Origin of the sequence: Flavobacterium shii, assembly GCF_025847235.1 — a bacterium.
GTDB lineage: Bacteria > Bacteroidota > Bacteroidia > Flavobacteriales > Flavobacteriaceae > Flavobacterium > Flavobacterium shii.
In genome coordinates this window covers 36,542-59,313 of the sequence record NZ_JAOZEW010000007.1, presented here as the reverse complement: position 1 = coordinate 59,313, position 22,772 = coordinate 36,542, and the positions used below count along the sequence as shown (strand labels likewise).

The 22,772-nt window shown below is 34.6% G+C and carries 13 protein-coding genes; 2 read left to right on the top strand and 11 right to left on the bottom strand.

Features of this window, described 5'->3' with window-relative positions:
- Nucleotides 1–213 precede the first annotated feature (213 nt).
- A complete protein-coding gene (locus OIU83_RS08545; protein WP_264205831.1) occupies nt 214–3,939 on the bottom strand; it encodes a T9SS sorting signal type C domain-containing protein in 3,726 nt (1,241 codons plus the stop codon).
- Nucleotides 3,940–4,397: 458 nt separating this feature from the next.
- On the opposite strand from OIU83_RS08545, the gene OIU83_RS08540 reads away from it, so the two are divergent.
- On the top strand, nt 4,398–4,874 hold the full coding sequence (locus OIU83_RS08540) for a regulatory protein RecX (protein WP_264205830.1): 477 nt from the start codon (nt 4,398–4,400) through the stop codon (nt 4,872–4,874).
- A 323-nt stretch (nt 4,875–5,197) separates the two neighbouring features.
- The gene (locus OIU83_RS08535) at nt 5,198–9,754 is read left to right on the top strand and encodes a T9SS sorting signal type C domain-containing protein (protein ID WP_264205829.1); all 4,557 of its coding nucleotides are present in this window, start codon (nt 5,198–5,200) and stop codon (nt 9,752–9,754) included.
- Between the two features lie 41 nt (nt 9,755–9,795).
- Here OIU83_RS08535 and OIU83_RS08530 read toward each other — a convergent pair whose 3' ends face one another.
- The 10 genes from OIU83_RS08530 to OIU83_RS08485 form a co-directional block, all read right to left on the bottom strand.
- A complete protein-coding gene (locus tag OIU83_RS08530) occupies nt 9,796–10,962 on the bottom strand; it encodes a beta-ketoacyl synthase N-terminal-like domain-containing protein (RefSeq protein WP_264205828.1) in 1,167 nt (388 codons plus the stop codon).
- 92 nt (nt 10,963–11,054) lie between these two features.
- Nucleotides 11,055–12,326 (bottom strand): adenosylmethionine--8-amino-7-oxononanoate transaminase, encoded by a 1,272-nt coding sequence (bioA, locus tag OIU83_RS08525; RefSeq protein ID WP_264205827.1) that lies wholly within the window; start codon nt 12,324–12,326, stop codon nt 11,055–11,057.
- A gap of 27 nt (nt 12,327–12,353) precedes the next feature.
- A complete protein-coding gene (bioD, locus tag OIU83_RS08520; protein WP_264205826.1) occupies nt 12,354–12,998 on the bottom strand; it encodes a dethiobiotin synthase in 645 nt (214 codons plus the stop codon).
- Between the two features lie 39 nt (nt 12,999–13,037).
- Nucleotides 13,038–14,216, bottom strand: a complete 1,179-nt coding sequence (locus OIU83_RS08515) for an aminotransferase class I/II-fold pyridoxal phosphate-dependent enzyme (RefSeq protein WP_264205825.1) — start codon at nt 14,214–14,216, stop codon at nt 13,038–13,040.
- Between the two features lie 81 nt (nt 14,217–14,297).
- On the bottom strand, nt 14,298–14,936 hold the full coding sequence (locus OIU83_RS08510) for an NAD(P)-dependent oxidoreductase (protein ID WP_264205824.1): 639 nt from the start codon (nt 14,934–14,936) through the stop codon (nt 14,298–14,300).
- Between the two features lie 216 nt (nt 14,937–15,152).
- Complete coding sequence (locus tag OIU83_RS08505) at nt 15,153–15,434, bottom strand: F0F1 ATP synthase subunit epsilon (RefSeq protein WP_264205823.1); 282 nt, start codon at nt 15,432–15,434, stop codon at nt 15,153–15,155.
- 52 nt (nt 15,435–15,486) lie between these two features.
- Nucleotides 15,487–16,998, bottom strand: a complete 1,512-nt coding sequence (gene atpD, locus OIU83_RS08500; protein WP_072957076.1) for a F0F1 ATP synthase subunit beta — start codon at nt 16,996–16,998, stop codon at nt 15,487–15,489.
- A gap of 235 nt (nt 16,999–17,233) precedes the next feature.
- Nucleotides 17,234–18,703: an SGNH/GDSL hydrolase family protein gene (locus OIU83_RS08495; RefSeq protein ID WP_264205822.1), complete on the bottom strand. Its 1,470-nt coding sequence runs from the start codon at nt 18,701–18,703 to the stop codon at nt 17,234–17,236.
- 88 nt (nt 18,704–18,791) lie between these two features.
- On the bottom strand, nt 18,792–21,581 hold the full coding sequence (locus tag OIU83_RS08490; protein WP_264205821.1) for a TonB-dependent receptor: 2,790 nt from the start codon (nt 21,579–21,581) through the stop codon (nt 18,792–18,794).
- Between the two features lie 304 nt (nt 21,582–21,885).
- A complete protein-coding gene (locus tag OIU83_RS08485; RefSeq protein WP_264205820.1) occupies nt 21,886–22,668 on the bottom strand; it encodes a tail fiber protein in 783 nt (260 codons plus the stop codon).
- Nucleotides 22,669–22,772: the final 104 nt, after the last annotated feature.

Here is a 22,772-nt window from a genome sequence, read left to right as displayed (position 1 = left end):
AATAATATACCAAAAAGAAAACCACTTGCCTTTCGCCAAATGGTTTTCGATTTATAATCTTAGCTTCTCTTCTATCCAAAAAAAATATTAACTAATTTGGAATCCTTTACCACATCTTTTTTTAAATTAAAGTTATTACAACACATCATATTTAGCCATAAAAAAACCATCCTTTAAAGAATGGCTTTTAAATTAAGTTCCGGCTTTAATAGTCTAAAAAATAACTTTCTTGGTTTCGACATGGTTATTATCTAAAATCACTTTTACTAACAAAACCTGATTACCTGATTTTAAATGCTCAATGACAAATGCCGAATTAGAAATTGCATCTTTACTGTAAAGCAAACTTCCAGATACATCATAAACAAATACTTTATTAATTCCCTGATTAATTGCAGAAACACTTATTTCTTTGTTTTTAACCGCTATCAAAACTGTATTTTCTGGTATGTCTAATTCTCCCGTTCCTAATGTTACATTTGTATAACTCAACACAAATCGATCATCAAAAGTCCCTACTGCGCTACTAAATGTATATCCACCATTCCTTAAATCAGACTTTAATCCCATTACCTTATCCTCTAGAAAAACCGCCTGATTCCCAAGTAATCCATCTGCCTTATCTATTGCAATTGTAAAATTACCTGTAATAGTAGATTTATATCCTAATGGTATTACATCGGTATCTTTAAATGGCAACTCGCGTCCTTGAATTACTAATTTATTGGCATTATTAATACTATAAAAATCAACGTAAGGATTACCGTCCATTGATAATCCATCAAAATTATTGTCATAATTATTGGTTGCTCCTTCGACATAGCCAATTAAAATTTGCTTAAAAGCTCCCTCTGCATTAGACAAATTAAGCCATAATCGATTCTTGCCATTAGCAGCTACTTTAGCCTCTTGACTCAATTTAAAAAACTGAGAATTATTACCTGCAACACGCATTGCATTTGTGAATGATATTACACCGCTTGCTATACCTGTCCCAAAAAAGGATTGCCCTGCAGCAATATCACCTAAAGGCGTAGCCCCTCCAGATGCCGCAGGAAGCGTATTTGTCCCACCAACTCCATTGTAGGAGGCATAATCATTCGAAGTATAGAGATATTGTGAACCATTTTGAGTTATTGGTGTGTTATGAGTCCAAAAATAAATGGTTCCTCCTAAAATGGCACTATTTGCAGCTAAAAATTTGTCTGCACTCAACGCAGACGGGTAGGGATTCCCTATTAAATATATATCATTTATCGCTACTGTTTCTCCTGTAATTGGGCCATTATTTGGAACTCCGATAAATTGAACTGGTTGAGAATAGGGATAAACAACATTTTCACCATTCCCCCAAATTGTACCATCTTTAGGAACCCTAATAATATATCCTTTTCCTACTGACATTGCATTAGCACCCGACTCTGTTACCCAACCATTACTATAAGAAAAATATTTATCTGGCAAAGTATTAGGAGATAAAACATTAAGAACTTGCCCAGCTACAGGAGAAGACCAATAGGTATAATCAAAGGCATTCATAGGAGTTGAATTCCTTTTATAAGTAATACTCCCAACATTAGCAACATTATTAACCTGATCCAAACTGGCATTATTATTAAATACCAAGGTTCCTCCAGAAACCGTAACTCCATTTTCTATTGTAAGCGTATGGCCTGAATTTATTGTGACACTAATCCCTGAATTTACCTGACAAGAACACCCTATTACATCGCCTGAAGAAGAATAATTTCCCGCAAAAATAATATTCTGATCAACAGTCGGAGTACCATTTGACCAAGCAGTAGTATATGTATTCGTTACCAAACCAGGAACAACAGCATTGGCCGAAACTGCAGAAGTACAATTTCCATTCCCTGTCGTAAAAGTATAAGTATTAGGAGTAAGACCGGAAACTGTAGTTGTAGTACCTGTGTAAGACACATTGGCTCCTCCCGGATATTGAGTTAATACCCCTCCCGATGGAAGCCCACTTAAGGCAATACTACCTGTTGGGATTGCACAAGTTAGTAATGTAATCGTTCCTATTGCCGGAGCAGTTGGAGTAGTATTTATATTTACAGTAAAGACTGACCCTGGGCTACTTACACAACTATTTGCATTACTCACTGTTAGCGTTCCTGTATATGTGCCTGAAGTGGCTCCAGCAGGAACAGCAATTGTGATGGGACTTGCCGACAAAGCAGCATTGGTAACTGCTACAAAACTATTCGTCGGAGATGAATTCCAGACTATACTATAAGTTGTTGGACTTGCTGTAGCCCCACTATAACTCAATGTAGTATTTTGTGCACTAGCACTAGAACAAACATTTACCGTTGACGCCGATGCTACAACTGCCGACAATGGGTTTATCGTTATAGTAAAAACAGAACCAGGACTACTAATACAACCATTAGCATTAGTAACCGTTAGTGTACCTGTATAAGTTCCTGCACTAGTCCCTGCAGGTATAGCAATCGTAATCGGACTTACAGGCAGAGTCACATTAGTAACCGCTGCAAAACTATTTGCAGGAGATGAATTCCAAACAATGCTATAAGTTGTTGGAGTTCCAGTAGTCCCGCTATAACTTAATGTTGTATTTTGTGTACTGGAACTAAAACAAACAGTTGTTGCAGTTGCAGATAGCGTTATAGTTGGTAAAGGATTTACTGTAACAGTTATTGGCGAAGAATCAACTTGAACACAAACTCCGCTTTGAATAACAGCTCTAAATTGAGTTGTCACTGATAGCGCCCCTGAAGTATATGTTGTATTTGTATTACTTATATCCGACCATGTCGAAAATGGACTTACCGAAGATTGCCATTTAACAACCGATCCCGTGTTACCAGACAATGTTAACAAACCACTTGTATTTCCTATACAAATTGAAGTTCCTCCACTTATCGTTCCTCCAACTGTTGCAGGAGAAACTACAATTGTAGCCGTATTGGTGGCGCTTATGCTAGAGGAACAAGCTCCTGAAGCAAGCGTTGTAATTGTTATCGTACTAGAGCCTACAGTAGTTAACCCTACAGCTGTAAAAGTCCCTGTTCCCGCAGTACTAACTGTCATGTTTGCAGTTAATCCAGTAGCACTTGGACTACTCCTATTATAAGTTACAACATAATTACCAACTGGCAATAATACAGCACTTGAAGTTAATGTTACTGTAGATGTACTACCAGTTGAAGAACATATATTTGTTGCAGCTGTTCCAGTGATATTATATGTTGGACAGGTATAAGTAATTAACACTTGACCTGCTGCACCAGTACCTCCAACTTGGTCTGAACCTAATGCCGAATTTATAGCACCACCACCACCACCACCCGGGGCTGCACCAGCATTTCCTGGTCCATTTCCTAAAAGTAAGCTTGAAATACCAACACCTCCTGCGCCGCCAGAATTTCCTCCCGCACCACCAGCTCCAGAACTAAGAACTAACGATAATAGTGTCGAAGCACCAGCCCCTCCATTTCCTCCAGCGGTCTTAGTCGTTCCAGCTGAAGCAGCAACTGTACCGCCAGCAGCAGCCCCAGGAGTAGTTCCTACATTAGCTCCTCCTCCTGATCCTCCAACTGCTAAAAATGAAGCTTCGAAACCCGTAATGGTAGAACTACCTCCGGCAGTACCATTTGCTATAATAGTTCCAGGAGTAGCACCTGCAACAACCACGCTCAAAGCCGCTCCAGGAGTAACTGTAAGTGCAGCACTTACATAAGCGCCACCACCTCCACCTGCTGCTCCACGACCTAAAAGTAAACCGGCGCCACCAGCGCCACCACCAGATCCACCCCCACCCCAAGCCTGAGCAGTGATACTAGTCACACCCGCGGGCACATTGAATGTACCACTAGCTGCAAATGGAGTTGTAGTTTGTGACCATGAATAAAAACTAATAAAAACGAATAACAATGATAATTTTAGTCTCATAATAAATAGGTTTTAATGATAATAAAAAAAATCCATCAATTAATTCTCTGTGCATTATATGAGTGGTATTGAAAAAGATAACATGGCTAGACTGAAGATTAATCTATAATATGTTCTTTTTCTCAAAAGAAGTTAAAGGCTCCAACTAACTGAATTTAAGCTACTTGAGAACATTCCCATAAATATAATCAAAAAAATCGGGAAGAGTATGTAATATTATTCATATTATTATGCAGTACAACGTTAAAAATTACATTACCTGCACATATTTAACACATTATATTCCAATAAGTTATAATCTTCATTTTTTCAACAATATGAAGTTTGTACATAATTTCATTCATATAGAAGATTTAAATAATCAATTATTTATTATATCACCGTACAAAATCAAAGGGGTTTTAAAAAAAATTAAAGCTTTACATTTGTTTATTATATAATAAGATCATCAAAAAATAATGAAATCAGTTTGTACTCCTAAAGAAGCTTTGCAAAAATTAGAACATTTTTGTGCCTATCAAGAACGTTGTCATGACGAAGTTGTATCAAAACTATATAGCTTAAAAATGACTCCTGATGAAATAGACACTATTGTGGTACAACTCATTACAGATAATTTTCTTAATGAGACTCGTTTTGCCTGTAGTTTTGCTCAAGGCAAACACCGAATAAAAAAATGGGGAAAAATTAGAATTGTAAACGAACTCAAAATGCGTAATATTACTTCCACCAATATTACTCTTGCACTTGCGGGAATCAGTACCGAAGAATACCTAGATACTTTTGAACAACTAGCCCAAAAATGCTGGGATAGCATACAAGAAAACAATCAGCTTAAAAAACGTAAGAAGTTTTGTGATTATATACTACGTCGAGGCTATGAAAGTAACATGGTATATGAAAAAGTAAAGGAACTTGAAGCAATTACAAAATAAATTATATCGAAAAAAAAGATCTTTACATCTTTATAAACAGATACTACTTCCAAATAACTTTTTTAAACGAGTAAATCAAACTCTTTTTGACAAGTAATTATTCTTTTAATAAATACTTTCCCAAAACAATAAAAATCAAGGTTAAATAATAAGTAAAAACCTCATAAAATAATTATAAATTGTATTTTATCGGTTTTTTTAACATTTCATCGAAAACTTAAAAAAATAAAAATCCATTAACAAATTTACTTCGTAAGTAGATGTATTTTTGCGCGTTAAATAAAAAAAGCACAGCAAAAATACCACGTATTTAATACTACTTTATGAAAAGAATTTTATTTTTACTTTTATTTCTACCCGCTTTGGGATTTACACAAATTGTTGATTTTGTTCAATGGACTGGATCAACAGATTTAACTCCAACAATAATTAACAATTATATTATTGCGACTAATGTCACTGGTTCAGGTCTAGCGACTGGCCCGACAGCTTCGTATGATGGGATTATCGGAACAGGATGGCCAAAAGCAAATGTTATTGACACTTCAAAATATTTTCAAATTGTAGTCGGCCAAATTTTAGATGGAAAGGCTACTATTAATCAAATTCAATTCACTTATAAGGGCAATAGTAGTTCTTATCAAGTCATGTACTCAAAGCAAGCCGACTTTTCAAATCCTATCAATTTAGGCATAGTAACCAATGCTTCTATAAATAACACACCTGTTAATGGAAATCTTACCGGACTTAACATCCCTGTTGATGGCGGTGAAAACATATATATCCGATTCTATGCTTATAATGGTGGAGGCGATTGGAAATTAATGAACGCTAACTTATTAAAAGTATCGGGTACAATAAATAAAGTTCCTTCTCCTATGAGTGGAAGCTATGTAATAGGAAATAATACATCGGCTAATTTTCCAACAATTACTTCTGCTGTAAATGCATTAAATGAAGTTGGCATTTCTGGAAACGTTATTTTTCTGCTTGACAATACTAATTATAATAGAGGTACAAATGAAATTTTTCCCATAAATATCAACTCTTATACAGGAAATACTTCTTATAAAGTAACTTTTAAACCTAATATAGGAAAAACAGTAACTATAGAATCTACAAATTTTCCAACTTCAAGTTCTACACCAACCGTTTTTAAACTTAACGGTACGGATAATATAATCTTTGATGGCAGTAATAACAATACCTCCAGTAAAGACTTAACTATATACAATAACAACCCTCTTAACCAAAAAAAAGCAGTTATTTGGATTACAAGTGAAAACAATGCAAATGGTGCAAATAATAATGAAATTAAAAACTTAATTTTAAAGCAATATTACAAGGACGATGATTTATCTGTTGGTGTATTTTCCGGTGGAAACAGTAGTGTCTCAAGTGCTGCTGAAGCTGCAAATTCCTACAACACAATAAAGAATGTTACCTTTACAAAAGTAGGACAAGCCATTTACTTAAATGGAAACAACACTTCTCTTTCAAGTGATTGGAAAATCCAAAATAATATAATTGGCGGAACAACAGATGCAGACAAACCATTTGCAGGTATAGCATTGAATAATGCAAAAGATTATGATGTTTCTGGCAACACCATCGATGGGCTTCTAAAAAATAGTACTAATGCAGCAGGTACATTACATTCTGGAATAATAATCAATGGGAAAAGTAATGGATTAATATATAAAAATATAATTCGAGACGTCTACAATGCAACAGGAGATTACACCTATTGTGCAGGAATTTATATCAATAGTACAAACAATATTGTATACAACAATATGATTAGCAATATAAGAACATCTGCCATAAACGATGATACTTATAACTACAATACAAAAGGACATGGTATTTATATTGAGAACAACAATAACAAAATATACCATAACACCATATACATGAATGCAACAAATACAGGAGGACGCTCGTCTTGTATTTATATTAAAAGCGGTAATACTTTAAGCGTTGTAGATAATATTCTTTATAATATCCAAACCCAAGGAACTCAATACCTGATCTTAAATGAAGGTAATTCGGCATTTACAACTATCGATTATAACGATTATTATTATACTTCTGCAAATGCTAAAATTGGACGATTTGGATTTACAGATTCTACTAGCCTTGCAAATTGGCAAACTGCTACTGGTAATCAAGACTCACATTCTTTAAATCTTCAGCCAACATTTTTATCTGGGCTATACTTAAACGCAAACAATACTACAAATAAATTATTAGTTGGTACTTCCTTAGCAGCAGTAACAACAGACATTGATGGCGTTACAAGAACTAAACCTTATATGGGAGCACATGAATTAGTAAGCTGTTCGCAAGGAGATCAAAACACATTTGGTAATAATTCATGGATCGGATATGTATACAATTGGACTGGATCACCTGCTGCAACAGACTACATTGGATACGTAACCGAACCTACCCTTTTTGATAGAAATATTGGCGATGGTCAAGTAAATGGTACAACACGATTTATATGTGGCACTCCGCCTTCCGACAAGTTTTTTGTTCGCTATAAAATGAAAACTACTACTGTCGCAGGTACATACAACATTACCATAGGAAGTGATGATGGTGCTAGATTATATATAGACGGAGTACTCGTTTCAGGACTCAACCAATGGAATGACCATGCTTATACTTCATATGCCGTTCAGCAAACACTGACTGCTGGTGTTCATGAATTTATTTTAGAATACTATGAAAATGCTGGCTCAAGTCGAATTTCTTTCTCTTATGGACAAATAAACACCAACATGACTCTTAATCAACCTTATGGTGATAAAGTATGGAATGTTTACGGCTATACAACTCCTAATTTTGCATTACCAGCATCCAGTTTTGCAGGTACTTATCTAGATACAAACCTTAATATAGATACAACGAATTTCTGGAATAAAGCCGCATCCCCTTCCGCTGCAACTAGCTGGCAAGGAGCTCCGGTCCCAATAGACAATTTTACAACATCACATAAACGAAAAGGATTCCCTTGTGGAAGATATAATATACAAGTTGCAAATTGTGATGATGATGCCGAAATTTACTTAAATGGTACGAAAATATATACTGCAGGAGGTAATATCAATGCCCCTACACTAATTAATACCAGTGCTTATTATCAATTGGACAAAAATTCGGAAGTAGAAGTACGATTAAAAGAAAATGCAGGCGATGCTCTGTTGGTAATTAATTTTATAGATGTTCCTTATGTTTATAACGGATCAACTCCTCCTAGTGGTGGCTCAATAATAGTTAATGATAATTTAGCATTAGACTCAAACATAGAAGTATGCTCATGTACTATAGCAGCTGGAAAAAAATTCACTGTAAACTCGGATAAACTATTAGTAGTTAATGAAAATATTACTGTAGGTACAGGTGGTAAATTAATTATAAAAAACAATGGCTCTTTAGTACAAACAAATGATAACGCAACTTATACAGGAGCGGCAGATTCATTTGAAATGGAGAGAATAACAAAACCCGTATATCTTTTTGACTTCACATATTGGTCATCTCCACTTACAATAGATTCGGGTTTTACCTTAAAAAAGCTATCCCCGAATACGCTTTGGGATAAATATTATTATTATAACCCTACTACTGGATATGTTACAAATGATAATGGTACTGAGGTTATGATTCCTGGAAAAGGATACCTTGTAAGAGCTCCACAAGATTTCTCAAGAGATCCATCGGTTAAAACATTATATACTGCCAATTTTATAGGTAGACCAAACAACGGAATAAATTCACTAAATGTAACTACTGTAGGAACATACCCAACAGCCAATTTAATTGGAAACCCATATCCATCTGCATTAAGTGCAGACTTATTCTATGCACAAAACAGTACTTTAATAAAAGGGACTTTTTATTTCTGGACTCATAATACAAGAATAAGTTCTACTCCAGATGCAAATGGAATTTACAACTATAGTGCAGCCGATTACATTTCATACAATGCCACTGGTTCAACGGGTACTGGCGATATCACCAACTGTACAACTTGTGGTAGTACAAAAGCAACAGGAAGCATTGCTTCGGGTCAAGGTTTTTTTGTAGAAGCCAAGGTTTCTGGAAGTTTAACTTACAACAATGCCATGAGAGTTAAAACATTGGCGAATAATAGTGAATTTTCAAAACCTTCTAAATCACAAAAACAAGCCACAGCAACTATAGAAAAAAACAGAGTTTGGTTAAACCTAAAAAATGATGAAGGTCAATATAACGAAATGCTTTTAGGATATATAACAGGAGCCACAAATGACAAAGATGATGCTTATGACGGTAGCTCATATGCTTCTGGAACAGCAATCTATTCCGTTTTAGATAATGAAAACTTAGTAATTCAAGGGCGTGCTTTACCATTTGACGAAACCGAAATCATTCCTCTTGGAATCATCACGAGTACTGCTGGTGATTATACTATCGGGATTGAAAGCTTAGATGGCTTTTTTCAAAATCAAAGAGTATTTTTAACCGATAAAACAACAAATACTACAACCAACTTAAAAAATACCCGTTATTCTTTTAAATCAGAACCAGGCACTTTCAATGATCGTTTTACATTGAGCTTTTCTCAAAAAACGTTAGGAATAGACACTCCTGAATTAGCTCAAAACGGAATTGTAATCTTTAATAAAAATCATCAGGTTCAGATATCATCCGATGAGCAAAATATTGAGTCTGTTGTTATTTATGACATATTAGGTAAGACTATATATAAAAAAGATACTATAAATAATATCACATTTAGTACAGGAGAAATAAAGTTCCCGAATCAAGTCGTAATTGTTAAAGTTAAAACTGAAAACAATTTAATAATTACAAAAAAGATAATTTTGTAATAAAACAAAGCGGGCTATCATAATGATAGCCCGCTTTGCTTTTATGCTTTTTCAAGTAAAATACTCACTGCATTTCCACCAAAGCCCACTGCATTTATTAATACCCTTTTGATAGGATTCGTTTGCTTTTGTGCTTCTGCAAAAGGGACACCAATAAATGTATTATGTTGGATCATTAAAATTGCCATTTCTACACTTAATATTCCCGAAGCTCCAAAGGTATGCCCGATCTTCCATTTATTGGTAGTAAGTAAAGGAAGCACAGAGCCAAATACTTTCTGGATTGCTTTATACTCCGTCAAATCTCCTTTTATAGTGCCAGGAGCATGCATTACAATTACATCTACATCATTGGGATTTATTCCTTCCAAAGCCATTTTCATTGATTTTTGAAAACAAGTAGCTTCTGCCGAAATAGATATATTATGCTCCAAAACCTCTGTAGCATACCCTACCCCTGTAACGTATGCAATCGCGTTTTCTTTCTCTCCAGATTCAAGACAACAAACTGCCGCACCTTCGCCCAAAACCATTGTGTTTTGAGTTTTATCTAAATCGAATGCTAGATTTGGCCATTTATCCATATTTAAATCTATACGTGAATAAATCTTCAATGCTCGCATTTGTGCAATCGTAAAATCTGTCAATGGAGCTTCACTTCCTCCAACCAAAAATTTATCGACCATTCCTGCTCTTAGCCAAGCCACCCCATTTAGTAAGGCGTGTAAGGCTGTTGAACAAGTAATCGAATGCGAAATTTCGGGACCTGAACTTTGTAAATCATGTGCAATCCAAGAAGAAATATTACCCAAAGTTGTTGTTGGAGAAGCTAGTGTTTGTGCTTTTCCCGTTTCTAAATATTCCTGAAAATGTTTTTCGAATAAATCCGTAGCTCCACGAGAAGACCCAATATTAATCCCGAAAACAGCCTCTGAATTCCATCCTGATTTTTTTATCGCTTGCCGAGATGCTGCTAAAGCAAACAAAACACTATTGTCAAGAAATTTATATTTAATATCCGAATTACGAACCTGATCTACAATTTCTTTAGAATCAGCATTAAGAGTTGCAACAGGAGTTTCCTGTTTATCTAGCCGTTGTAAAGTAAAACAGTGCTTATTACTTAAATAATTCTCCCAAATATCTTTTGGATTATTTCCTAAAGGTGAAATAGAAGAAAAGGCAGTTATGGCAATTTTTTTATTCAATGTCAATAATTTATTTAACTAAAAGTTCGGAAGGTTTTAATACTAAACTAAACCCAAAAAATCTAAGAAATCTAATAATCCAAGATATCTAATCAAACCATCTCTATAGCTTCTTCAATGATCGAGTACACTTTTTCAAGTTGCTTATTGCTAATAATGTATGGCGGCAAGATGTAAACTATATTCCCAACAGGTCTTAGAATAACTCCTTTATCGATAAAAAAATTATAGAGCTTATTTCTCATCGAGCCATAATAACTTTCTTCTGAATCAGATTTTATTTCCAATGCAAAAATAACTCCTAAAACTCTGGTTGTAACAACTTTTGGGTGATTTTTTATTTTATTCTGAAAATTCAAATGGCTTTTATTTATACGTTCAATATTGACCTGCATTTCCAGAGTTTGCAACAAATCAATACTTGCCAAAGCCGCCGCACATCCTGTAGGATTAGCAGTAAAAGTATGCCCGTGAAACAATGCTTTATTAATATCATCGTCATAAAAAGCATCAAAAACTTCTTGTGTAAAAGTAGTAATTGCCATAGGAATTGTTCCTCCTGTTAATGCTTTTGAAAGACACATCATATCTGGCATTTCATCCAGATAATCCATTGCAAATGTTTTTCCTGTTTTACCAAAACCCGTCATGACTTCATCGGCAATAGTAAGGACATTATTTGCTGCACAAATCTGGATTAAAGTCCCCAGTGCTTCTGGCTCATACATAACCATTCCCGCTGCACCTTGTACTAATGGTTCAAAAATAAACCCTGCACAATTCTTGTCTTTGATTACTTCTTTTAAAGCATCAAAACTCTCTTGTTCATGACCTTTTACTGGAACTGGAATTCGAACCACATCTATAAACATACCTTGAAAAGCTTGCGTATAAAATGAAATTCCGCTCGCTGCCATTGCTGCAAATGTATCTCCATGAAAAGCATTTTCAAAAGCAATAATCGTAGTACGTTTTTCTCCTTTGTTAAAGAAATATTGCAAAGCCACCTTTATAGCGACTTCTACAGCCGTTGAACCATTATCCGAGAAAAATATTTTCTGTTGGTTTTTAGGTAAAATCTCAATAAGTCTTTCGGCAAGCACAATCGCTGGTTCATGAGTAAATCCACCAAACAAAACATGCTCCAAAGTCGTTAATTGTTTATAAATAGCATCAGCAATAAAACGATTACTATGCCCAAAAGGGTTAACCCACCAAGAGGCAATTGCATCTATATATTCTTTATTATTTTCGTCCCAAAGCAACGCCCCTTCTCCTCTAGAAATAGCAATAGGAACAGCTGCAGTTTTATGTTGTGTATAAGGATGCCAAAGATATTGGCTGTCTTTCTCTGATAATGTCATCTGATATAATATTGTAGATTTTTAATTTTAGTCCTGAAGCCTCGGGATAGATTCCCCTAATGACAACAAATTATCTTTAAACAAATCAGCATATTCGCGAATTACATTTTGATCGAAATAAGGTTCTTCGTCAATTCTTCCAATGCATTTTATTCCCATACTATTAAGAATAATTGTTTCGGAAGATTTGTTTTCGCTTCCGCTAAAAATAATTCCTGCAATATTTAATTTTCGATTTTGCAAAGCTTCAATAGTAAGCAAGGTGTGATTAATACTTCCTAAATAATGTCTGGAAACCACAATTACTTTATAATCATGCCGAATTAAATCAATAACAAATTCTTTATCATTTAATGGAACAAATAGCCCGCCCGCTCCCTCGATAACCAAATGATTGTTAGTTTCAGGTTCCGTTATTTTATTCAAATCAATGGTAATTCCATCAATTTCTGCAGCCAAATGTGGACTTGCAGGTGTATTTAAAGCATAAGAATTGTTGTGAAATTGAGATTTAGTATTTGAGATTTTCGACTGAACTTTTGCAGCATCCGAATTCTCCAAATCTCCAGCTTGAATTGGTTTCCAATAATCAGCCTCCAATGCTTCAACGATTATAGCAGAAGTAATAGTTTTGCCTACATCGGTGGATATTCCTGTTATAAATAGTTTCATATATTTTTTGTTTCGAAAATCTTTGTGTAATCGTTATTTTTAAAAGACAAAGCTACTCAACAAAGTCAACACTCCAGTTATTTCTTCATGAGTATTATAACTATGAATACAAAAGCGCAATCGCTCTTGTCCCTCCGGAACTGTTGGCGAAAGTATTGCTTTTACATCAAATCCTTTTTCCTGCATTTTTTCGGCAACAGCCTTTGCATTCTCATTACCCGGAATTATTGCCGATTGAATAGCCGATTTACTCCTAACAAACATAGGCTGTAATCCTAAAAGTTTTTTCTCCTGATTAAAACAAACAATATTCCCACGTAATTTTTCGATGATCTCTTTCTCGACTACCAATTGTTGGTAAGCGATAAAAATAGTCGCAACCGAATGTGGAGATAATCCCGTTGTATAAATAAAACTTCTTGCAAAATTAACGAGGTATTCTTTTAATTCTTCCGAACCAAGAACAGCCGCCCCATGACATCCTAAGCCTTTACCAAAAGTCATAACTCTGGCAAAAATCCGATTATGCAATCCTAAAAATTGTACTAATCCCTCCCCTTTTTCGCCAAAAACTCCTAATGCATGAGCTTCATCAATAACGAGGTAACAATTATATTTTTCGGATAATACTACTAATTCCTCTAAATTGGGACAATCACCATCCATAGAAAAAACACTTTCAGTAACTATATAAATAGAATTTAAAATAGCCGCTTCTCCTTCGACTCCGCTCGGGATGACAGCTCTTTGATATTTTAAGATAAGTCGTTCTAAATCTTCAAAATCATTATGATTAAATTTATATGATTTGGCATTCGACATTAAAATCCCATCACGAATAGAAGCGTGACTTAACTCATCATATAAAATAACATCATTACGCTGCGGCACAGAACCAAAAAAACCAACATTGGCATCATAACCCGAATTAAAGATTAAAGCCGCTTCTGACTCATGAAATTGTGCTATAAAAGTTTCAGTAATTTGATAAAGAGAATGATTTCCAGAAATCAATCTTGAACCAGTTGCTCCATTTTGTATCTTTTGGGTATCAAGTAAATATTGATGCGTTTTATTAAAAATCGCTGCAGATTTTGAAAACCCAATATAGTCATTGGAAGTAAAATCGATTAACGCATTAATATCAGTCAATTGTCTCAGCGCATTATTTTGCTTTCTAACAGCTAACTTTTGAGTAAGATTTTCTGGTAATTTCATAAATACAAAGTTATGAAATTGATTATCATTATTAAATAAACAGCGAGCCTGAAATGACTCGCTGTTTATAGTTTTTAGATTTTAAATATTGGCTATAAAAGGAGACTGTTTAATGAATTTGTCATCAGAGATCTCACTAATCATAAAACGTGCTATATCTGTAGCATTTATTTTATCGCCTAAACAGTCTTCAATACTTACTGCAATTTCTGCACTAGCATCTGTAAATTCAATAAACGGAACCCTAACGAGAGTCCAATTAATAGTACTCTCAACCAAAAGATCATACGTTTTTTGTCGGTCTTCCTGAATCACAGGAAAATTCGCTTTCATCCATTCTGTCGCCAGAGTAGTTTTCTCTCCTTTTTTATCAAATGGTGTATCGATATTAAGACCAGCCAATAAAACATACCGCTGAATACCAAAATGACTCATTGCTTTTAGAATATTCATTGTTGCTTTACTCGCTACAAGTGGTTCGCCTTGCCTTTGTCCTATTGTGTTTATCACAGCCTGACATCCTTTAAGTAGGAACTCTATAGACTTAGGATCGATAGCATCGCCTTTTATAATTTCGATTAATGGATTTGTATTTAGAAAATTTTCAGGATTTCTCAGAAGAAGTTTTACATTAAATCCTTGGCTTAATAACTGGTCAACAACATATTTTCCAGTTCGCCCACCGCCGCCTAAAACAGCTACTTTTATTATATTTTTCATTTGTTTTCTTTATAAAATTTGACATAGATAATCTTTGCTTTATCGGTTTGATAAAACGAAGCAAACAAAAGCATTACAATGCTTTCATACTAGAATCGATATTTTATAAAGAGATGTTAATACTCCAAAGATAAAGAATAAACTTTACAAAAAACATTAGCATAAAAAAAGCCAGACAAATTATGTCTGGCTTTTTCAACTTTATCTTGAATTATTTTAGTCTGCTAAAATAATTGCTTTATTGTCTTTCATTTCGATTGTTCCTGATTCAATTGCCAATGTATAGGTTTGATCATTTACTTTCGTGAATTTACTTGTTGCTTCTTTAGAGAAATTGAAACTTGTTCCTTCAATTTTCACAATCCCCTTTTTTAATAAAGAAACAATTGGTGCATGATTATTTAAGATCTGGAAACTTCCATCAACTCCCGGAAGGGTAATCGAAGTAACTTCTCCTGAAAATAATTTTACTTCTGGTGATACTATTTCTAAAATCATAATTCGTTATAATTGATAATTGATAATTCTCAATTGATAATTATCAATTGAATTACGCTTCTGCCAACATTTTTTCTCCAGCTTCGATAGCATCTTGAATAGAACCTTTAAGGTTAAAAGCTGCTTCTGGAAGATGATCTAACTCACCATCAATAATCATATTAAATCCTTTGATAGTATCTTTAATGTCAACCAAAACTCCAGGAATACCTGTAAATTGCTCCGCTACGTGGAAAGGTTGAGATAAGAAACGTTGTACACGACGTGCTCTTGATACAGATAATTTATCTTCTTCAGATAATTCTTCCATACCTAGAATCGCGATAATATCTTGCAATTGTTTGTATTTTTGAAGAATTTCTTTTACTCTTTGTGCACAATCATAATGCTCATTTCCTAAAATTTGAGGAGTCAAAATTCTTGAAGTAGAATCCAATGGGTCAACCGCTGGATAAATACCTAACTCAGCAATTTTACGAGACAATACAGTTGTTGCATCTAAGTGAGCAAACGTTGTTGCTGGCGCCGGGTCAGTTAAATCATCCGCAGGTACGTAAACCGCTTGTACAGATGTAATAGAACCTTTGTTTGTAGATGTAATACGTTCCTGCATCGCACCCATTTCTGTTGCTAATGTTGGTTGATACCCTACCGCAGATGGCATACGACCTAAAAGAGCCGAAACCTCTGAACCTGCTTGTGTAAAACGGAAGATGTTATCAACGAAAAACAATACGTCTTTACCTTGATCAGTTCCTGCTCCATCACGGAAATACTCAGCAATAGATAATCCTGAAAGTGCTACACGAGCACGAGCTCCAGGAGGCTCATTCATTTGTCCGAAAACGAAAGTAGCTTTAGACTCTCTCATTCCTGGCATATCAACTTTAGATAAATCCCATCCTCCATTTTCCATAGAGTGCATGAAATCATCACCATATTTTATAATTCCAGACTCCAACATCTCACGAAGTAAGTCATTTCCTTCACGTGTTCTTTCTCCTACTCCTGCGAATACAGAAAGTCCACCGTGACCTTTTGCGATATTGTTAATCAACTCTTGGATCAATACTGTTTTACCAACACCTGCACCACCAAACAATCCAATTTTACCCCCTTTTGAATAAGGCTCAATCAAATCGATTACTTTAATACCTGTGAATAAAACTTCAGAAGAAGTTGATAAATCTTCGAATCTTGGTGCTTGTCTGTGAATAGACAATCCATTTTCTCCTGTTTTTGGCAAGTTCCCTAAACCATCAATTGCATCTCCAATTACATTGAATAATCGACCATATACATCTGGACCGATTGGCATTTGGATTGGATTTCCAGTTCCAACTACTTCATATCCACGACTCAAACCATCTGTTGAGTCCATTGATATTGTACGAACTGTATTTTCTCCGATATGAGATTGTACTTCAAGAACTAACAATGTTCCGTCTTTTTTAGTGATTTCTAATGAATCATAAATTTTTGGAAGTTCAACATCTTTACCGTTGAAAACGACATCAACTACTGGTCCAATGATTTGGGCAACTTTTCCTATTACTTTTGACATTACTGTATGTGTTTATTAAATAGCTATTTAGGTTTAACGAAAATACCTCTTTTTTCAGTGCGCAAAGATAATTTTTAAAATATAAAATCAATAACTTTTTTTAGAAAAAATACCATATTTTTATTAGTTAGTAAAAATAAGTACATCGATTGCTTAAAAGTCTATCCTGACAATGAATAAAAAAAACCACCACATTACAATAACGGGTGGCTTTCCTACTAAAAAAAAATTGGCTTTATTGTATTATTGCAGGATACTGAATTGGGTATACTCCCAAATCAACATGTCGCAATGTAGAACTATATTTAGCATTAATAGCATCAATAAAAATATTAGCTATTAAACCATATCCTCTTGGACTTGGATGTATTCCGTCAAGCGAAAAAGCACCACCAGTAACATAAGTAGCAGTCATATTATAATTTCCAAAAGTAACTCCTCCATTAGATAATTGAGACATAACCGATCTGGTATCTACAAATGCTAACCCTTTTGCATCAGCAACAGCTTTAATTGTAAGATTATAAGCATCAGTCGCTGTTCTCACTTCTTTGGCTTCATCTATTGACAACACCCAATTATCTGCCAATGGAACCGACAAACCATTTACTTTCGTAGGATCTCCACCAACCAAAGTTCCTATAAATGTTCGGGAAGTCAACACCAAAAAATCTTCTTTTGTAGCTTGCCTATAAGAAGGAAGCCCATACGCAGCAAGATTAGTCAAATAGCTATCCACAATAACAACTGCATTATTCCCTGCTGCAAATTTTACTGTTCTTCGAGTTGCTTCTGCAGCTGTTAACAATCCATTAGTAACCATCATTTGCAAACCTCCATTATAAACAGCATATCCCGCATTTAACTGTGTCGCTAATGTGGCTGTCAATGGTGCAGGATTATAAGGCACGGTTGTAAAATAAGGCAAGGCACTTACATAAGGTAAATTTGCAACTACTCCTTTTGCTCCATTTGCAGTTAAACCCGTAATTAAAGCTGTATACACATTTGCAAATACTGTGGGATCTGTAATATCGTTACTACCATAGGTTGCAGGGTTTGGATTCCCCGTTTGATCTTTTCCAACACCCCCAGATGTTGCATAACTTAAAATATCATTTCCTCCAATAAACAAAGAGAAAAAAGTAGGAGCCTGAGCCACTGCATCAGCTAAAACTGTAGTTGTTGATGAGCTTGCAAAACGAGCAAAATATGGATTTGACGCTCCAGATGGAACACCAGCAACATTACCATAACCAGCTGCCATAAGATGAAAACTTTTCGCCCCAGGAACCCCTAAATTATTAAATGGCCCTGCCAGATGTGTCGTTACTTCGGTTGTAGGAGTACCCGTTACCGGAACTGGTCCTACTCCGTTAAAATATAAGCGGGGTCCTGCAACCACATTCCCTGCAAATAACAATCCTCCTATATTATCATTCATTAACGGCGTAGTAAAAGTACCACCGCCTGCCGCTACAAATTGTTGCGATAATATATTTGAATATGCATTACTCTGTCCCTTTATAAAAAGCGCTCCATCACTATATCCTGCTGCAAAAGAATCTCCCAGAGCAACATATTTTGTAAAAACTGCCGTACCTGGCGTTACTGGAATTTCAGCTGGCGTGTCATTATCATCATCGTTATTACATGCTACAAAGGCTAAAGAAACCAATAATAGCCATTTAAAATTTTTTATCATGATCTGTTATTTTTTTTTATTAATATTCATTTTCCCAAACCCCTTAAATCAAAAAAGGAGTATTAAATTATATATTCCAATAATTTAATTACGGGTTAATTGTCCATGAAGCAAACCATTGTTGCCCTATTAAACCTGCCCCTATTACCTGAATATAATCTTTTCCAAAAATATTTGTAGCTCCAACCTTGATAACCGATTTCAATTTAGGAATTCCATAATTTACCTGAGCATCAAACACTGTATTTTCCGGAACAATTCCATCTGCAAAAGATGCCTCCCATAAATAAGCAGTATTCCACCTTACATTCATATTAAACCCAAAATTTTTAAATAATTTTGAATTTCCAAATGAACCTTTTATTCTATGTTTTGGAGTATTAAAACCAGCTACAAATCCTGGATCTTTTGATTGATCGAAATTAAATTGAGAATAATTATAACTAACACCTACTTCAAAATCTTTATATACTTTTTTAGACAAACCTGCCCCAACACCAAAAGAGGTAATCTGAGCACTTGTATTAGTATAAACCTGATAAACTCTTCTATCTCCAAACGCTAATGCCTGATAACTTTGTAATACATCCGGATTAGTAACATCTGTTCCTACTTTTCCATAATACGGACTAATTACTCGAGCCGTATTCATGAAATTATTATAGATATTATAATAAGCATTCAAATCAATTGAAAAATCTCTTACTACCGAACGATATCCAACCTCAAAAGCCTGAACTTCTTCTGGCTTCACCAATCCAATATTTGCCACTACAAGATCTTTCGGATTAGAAGAGGCCGCAAATGCCTGAACAGAAGCTACGGTATATGCATTATGGTATGCATTTTGCCCAGACATCTCTACTGTCGCTGGATTACCTGCCGCCTGACCTGCAGGGCTCACATTTCTAACCTCCGTAAAGCGATCTAGATTTTCTGGTGCAGAACCAATTAATGCAAATGGACCTAAGTCAAGACCAATGTACTGATCTTGTGTAGTTGGATTTCTAAAACCTGTTTGATAAGAAACTCTAAAATTATGAACTTTTGATTCACCCGCAGAATAAACAAACGATACTCTTGGAGATACATTCCCCTTAAAATTCTGACTCTTATCATAACGAATAGATCCTGTAAACTTCAACCTATCATCCATGAATTTTTTAGCAAGTTGAGTATATGCTCCATATTCTTTATAATTTAAAGGCCCATCATAATCGGTAAAGATTGTTCCCTCAGAATTCATCACATATTCTCTCCAAGAACCTCCAACTTGAATTTCGGCAAATTTGATAAGATCTTTAAAATTATAGTTTACATCTGAATGATATAATTTTGAATGATCTATAAATTTAGCACCTTCGGTAAGATTTGGGTTACTTGTTACATTAGCAAATGCCGTATTAAATTGTGGAGTACCAGGCTCGAACCTTGGCAATCCTGTTGGCTTAGGAATAAAAGATATTGCTGCAGGCAAAACATTATAATCTGCAAAACTTCTAGCAATATTAGCCGATTGATCGGCATTTGTACCCATAACTGCTCCAGCATATTGATATGCGGTAGCATAATTTGTAAACCACTCTGTATCCGATTTTGCAGCTCTATTTATATTCCAACCCGCAAAACGCATATCATAAGAATCTCCAGCATCCTCTGTCGTCATATAAACTCGCGCAAAAAAGTTCTTCCCTTTCACCTCTATTTTGGTTTGATCCATAAAAAAGTTTTTCAAAGAATACCTATTTGCCCCTTGGTAGATAGTACTTCCAATTCCTAATTTATATTGAAATATAATTTCAGTTTCGTTATCCCATGGCTTAAAATGCATTGCAAAATCAGCTTTTACACTTTCTGCTTTATTATTATTCAGATCTTTTTCATGATATCCAGTTCTACTTACTTGTCCCACATTCGGAATAAAAGTTGTTACTTCATCTCCATAAGTATTTAATCCATCATAATTTTGATTGTGTTCATGTCCAATAGAACCACCTGTCAAACTTCTCAAATCATCAGCAATCCATTCTGTTGCACGAACAAAATTAAAGTTTGCTTTTAAAGCAAAATGCTTCCCAAACGCCGTAGCACCTCTAAATCCAAAGTCTACGTAATCATTTGTCCCAGCAACATCCTGAGTTGTTTGTCCATATTTAAAATAAGTACTAATTCCTTGATATGTAAACGGGCTCTTGCTATTCATAAACAAAATACCGTTAAAAGCATTGGCACCATAAAGTGCAGATGATGCTCCAGGCAAAAGCTCCACACTTGCAACATCCAAATCATTCAGACCAATTAAATTTCCTAGTACAAAGTTCAATGCAGGAGATGAATTATCCATCCCATCAACCAACTGCATAAAACGAGTATTTGCTACAGTTGCAAAACCTCTCGTATTTACCGATTTAAACGATATACTACTAGTATTAAAAACAACCTCTTTAAGATTCTCCAATCCTTCATAAAAAGAAGGAGCTGTTGTATTTTTTACATCTTGAATTCCCATTCTCTCTATTGTAACAGGAGACTCAATAACTCTTTCCGGAGTTCTTGATGCCGAAACAACAATTTCATTTAGCATTGTTCTTTCTTCTGCTAATGATACATTGATTTTTTGAGAAGCCGAAGTAACATTAATTGTTTTCGTCTCATAACCAACCGCTGTAATTTTTATTGTCAAGGGCAGATTTCTGGATGATTTTAAAGTAAATGATCCGTCAAAATCAGTAGAAGCCCCACTCGATTCCCCAACAACATTAATATTAGCTCCCGGAATCGATTCTTTCTTAGCATCGGTAACGGAACCTGAAATTGTACTCTGCGCAAAGGAAACCCCACAGAAGAACAATGATAAAATAAGTAAATACACTCTCATTTGGTTAGATTTAAATGGTTTATGCTACCAAAATACAAATATTTTTGATATTACTAAAAAAAGGTTAAAAAAAATTAATTTTTACTATCTTTTTGTTAACAAAAATACATATTCCATATTGCTGTTTTTTAAACTTTTGACAGCCATTACACCTAACTCATTGAAATATACTATGCATACATATTATTTTAAAGAAAAAACTGAATATTCAATAAAAATCAATTCTTAAAATTTTGTTATAAAAAAAGCGAGATATAAATCTCGCTTTTTCAAACACTTATGTTTTACTAACTACCTCCTAATATTATCTAATTGATAATTCCTTTTCTACTTTGGATAGTCTTTCTGAAAATGACTTAAGAATTTCATTTTCTTTTTTCAAGTTTTTCATTTCTTTATCTTGCTCTATCATGTAAAGAGTCATTTCTTCCATTTTTTTAAGCAAACTCAAATTCATTTCTGCAAGCATTAACCCTTTATCTTCAATTTCTTGTGCAGATGGGATTTCAGGCAAATGACTGTTTTCTTTAATATATTCTTCCACTTCTTTTAATGGTTTCAATTTGTAATCATTTGCAAAAACATAATCAGGAACTACACCTGCATTAACGGTTACTTTTACTTCTCTTGCATGAATATTTCCCGCTACAGTAAGTTTTGAATCTGGATTTGATGTGCCGATCCCTATATTACCAGCTTGATTAATACGCATACGTTCAGCACTCGAAGTTGCAAAAACAATATTTCGATCCATATCTGGAACTACAGAATATCCCGATATATCAATATATGTTTTAGCCCAAGGTGTTGTTCCTCCTCCAGCAGATAATCTTAAAAAACCGTCATCCTTTGCATTTCCATGCATACTATATGCCCTGATTTCTCCATATCCTAAAGTCCCCTCTAAAACTACAGGTCTTGACAAAGTATTATTCAATCCTCCGTTGATTGTTATTGAACCCGCAACAGTTAATTTGCTCAAAGGATCAAGTGTTCCTATACCTACGTTTTCCGTAGGCGAAAGATTGTTTTGTGCAAAATTAATTTGCCAAACAAAAAACATAAATATTAACAAATATTTTTTCATGATTTTTTATTTTATAAAGTCTTCTGAATATTTAATTTTTAGACAATTATTGCAAATATATACTTATAAAACAGCCATACAAAACATATGTTAAAACAAAAAAA

Bases quoted from the DNA above. Each gene is read 5' to 3' on its own strand.
- OIU83_RS08545 (WP_264205831.1), bottom strand. From the start codon at position 3,939: ATGAGACTAAAATTATCATTGTTATTCGTTTTTATTAGTTTTTATTCA.
- OIU83_RS08540 (WP_264205830.1), top strand. From the start codon at position 4,398: ATGAAATCAGTTTGTACTCCTAAAGAAGCTTTGCAAAAATTAGAACAT.
- OIU83_RS08535 (WP_264205829.1), top strand. From the start codon at position 5,198: ATGAAAAGAATTTTATTTTTACTTTTATTTCTACCCGCTTTGGGATTT.
- bioA (WP_264205827.1), bottom strand. From the start codon at position 12,326: ATGACATTATCAGAGAAAGACAGCCAATATCTTTGGCATCCTTATACA.
- bioD (WP_264205826.1), bottom strand. From the start codon at position 12,998: ATGAAACTATTTATAACAGGAATATCCACCGATGTAGGCAAAACTATT.
- OIU83_RS08515 (WP_264205825.1), bottom strand. From the start codon at position 14,216: ATGAAATTACCAGAAAATCTTACTCAAAAGTTAGCTGTTAGAAAGCAA.
- OIU83_RS08510 (WP_264205824.1), bottom strand. From the start codon at position 14,936: ATGAAAAATATAATAAAAGTAGCTGTTTTAGGCGGCGGTGGGCGAACT.
- OIU83_RS08505 (WP_264205823.1), bottom strand. From the start codon at position 15,434: ATGATTTTAGAAATAGTATCACCAGAAGTAAAATTATTTTCAGGAGAA.
- atpD (WP_072957076.1), bottom strand. From the start codon at position 16,998: ATGTCAAAAGTAATAGGAAAAGTTGCCCAAATCATTGGACCAGTAGTT.
- OIU83_RS08495 (WP_264205822.1), bottom strand. From the start codon at position 18,703: ATGATAAAAAATTTTAAATGGCTATTATTGGTTTCTTTAGCCTTTGTA.
- OIU83_RS08490 (WP_264205821.1), bottom strand. From the start codon at position 21,581: ATGAGAGTGTATTTACTTATTTTATCATTGTTCTTCTGTGGGGTTTCC.
- OIU83_RS08485 (WP_264205820.1), bottom strand. From the start codon at position 22,668: ATGAAAAAATATTTGTTAATATTTATGTTTTTTGTTTGGCAAATTAAT.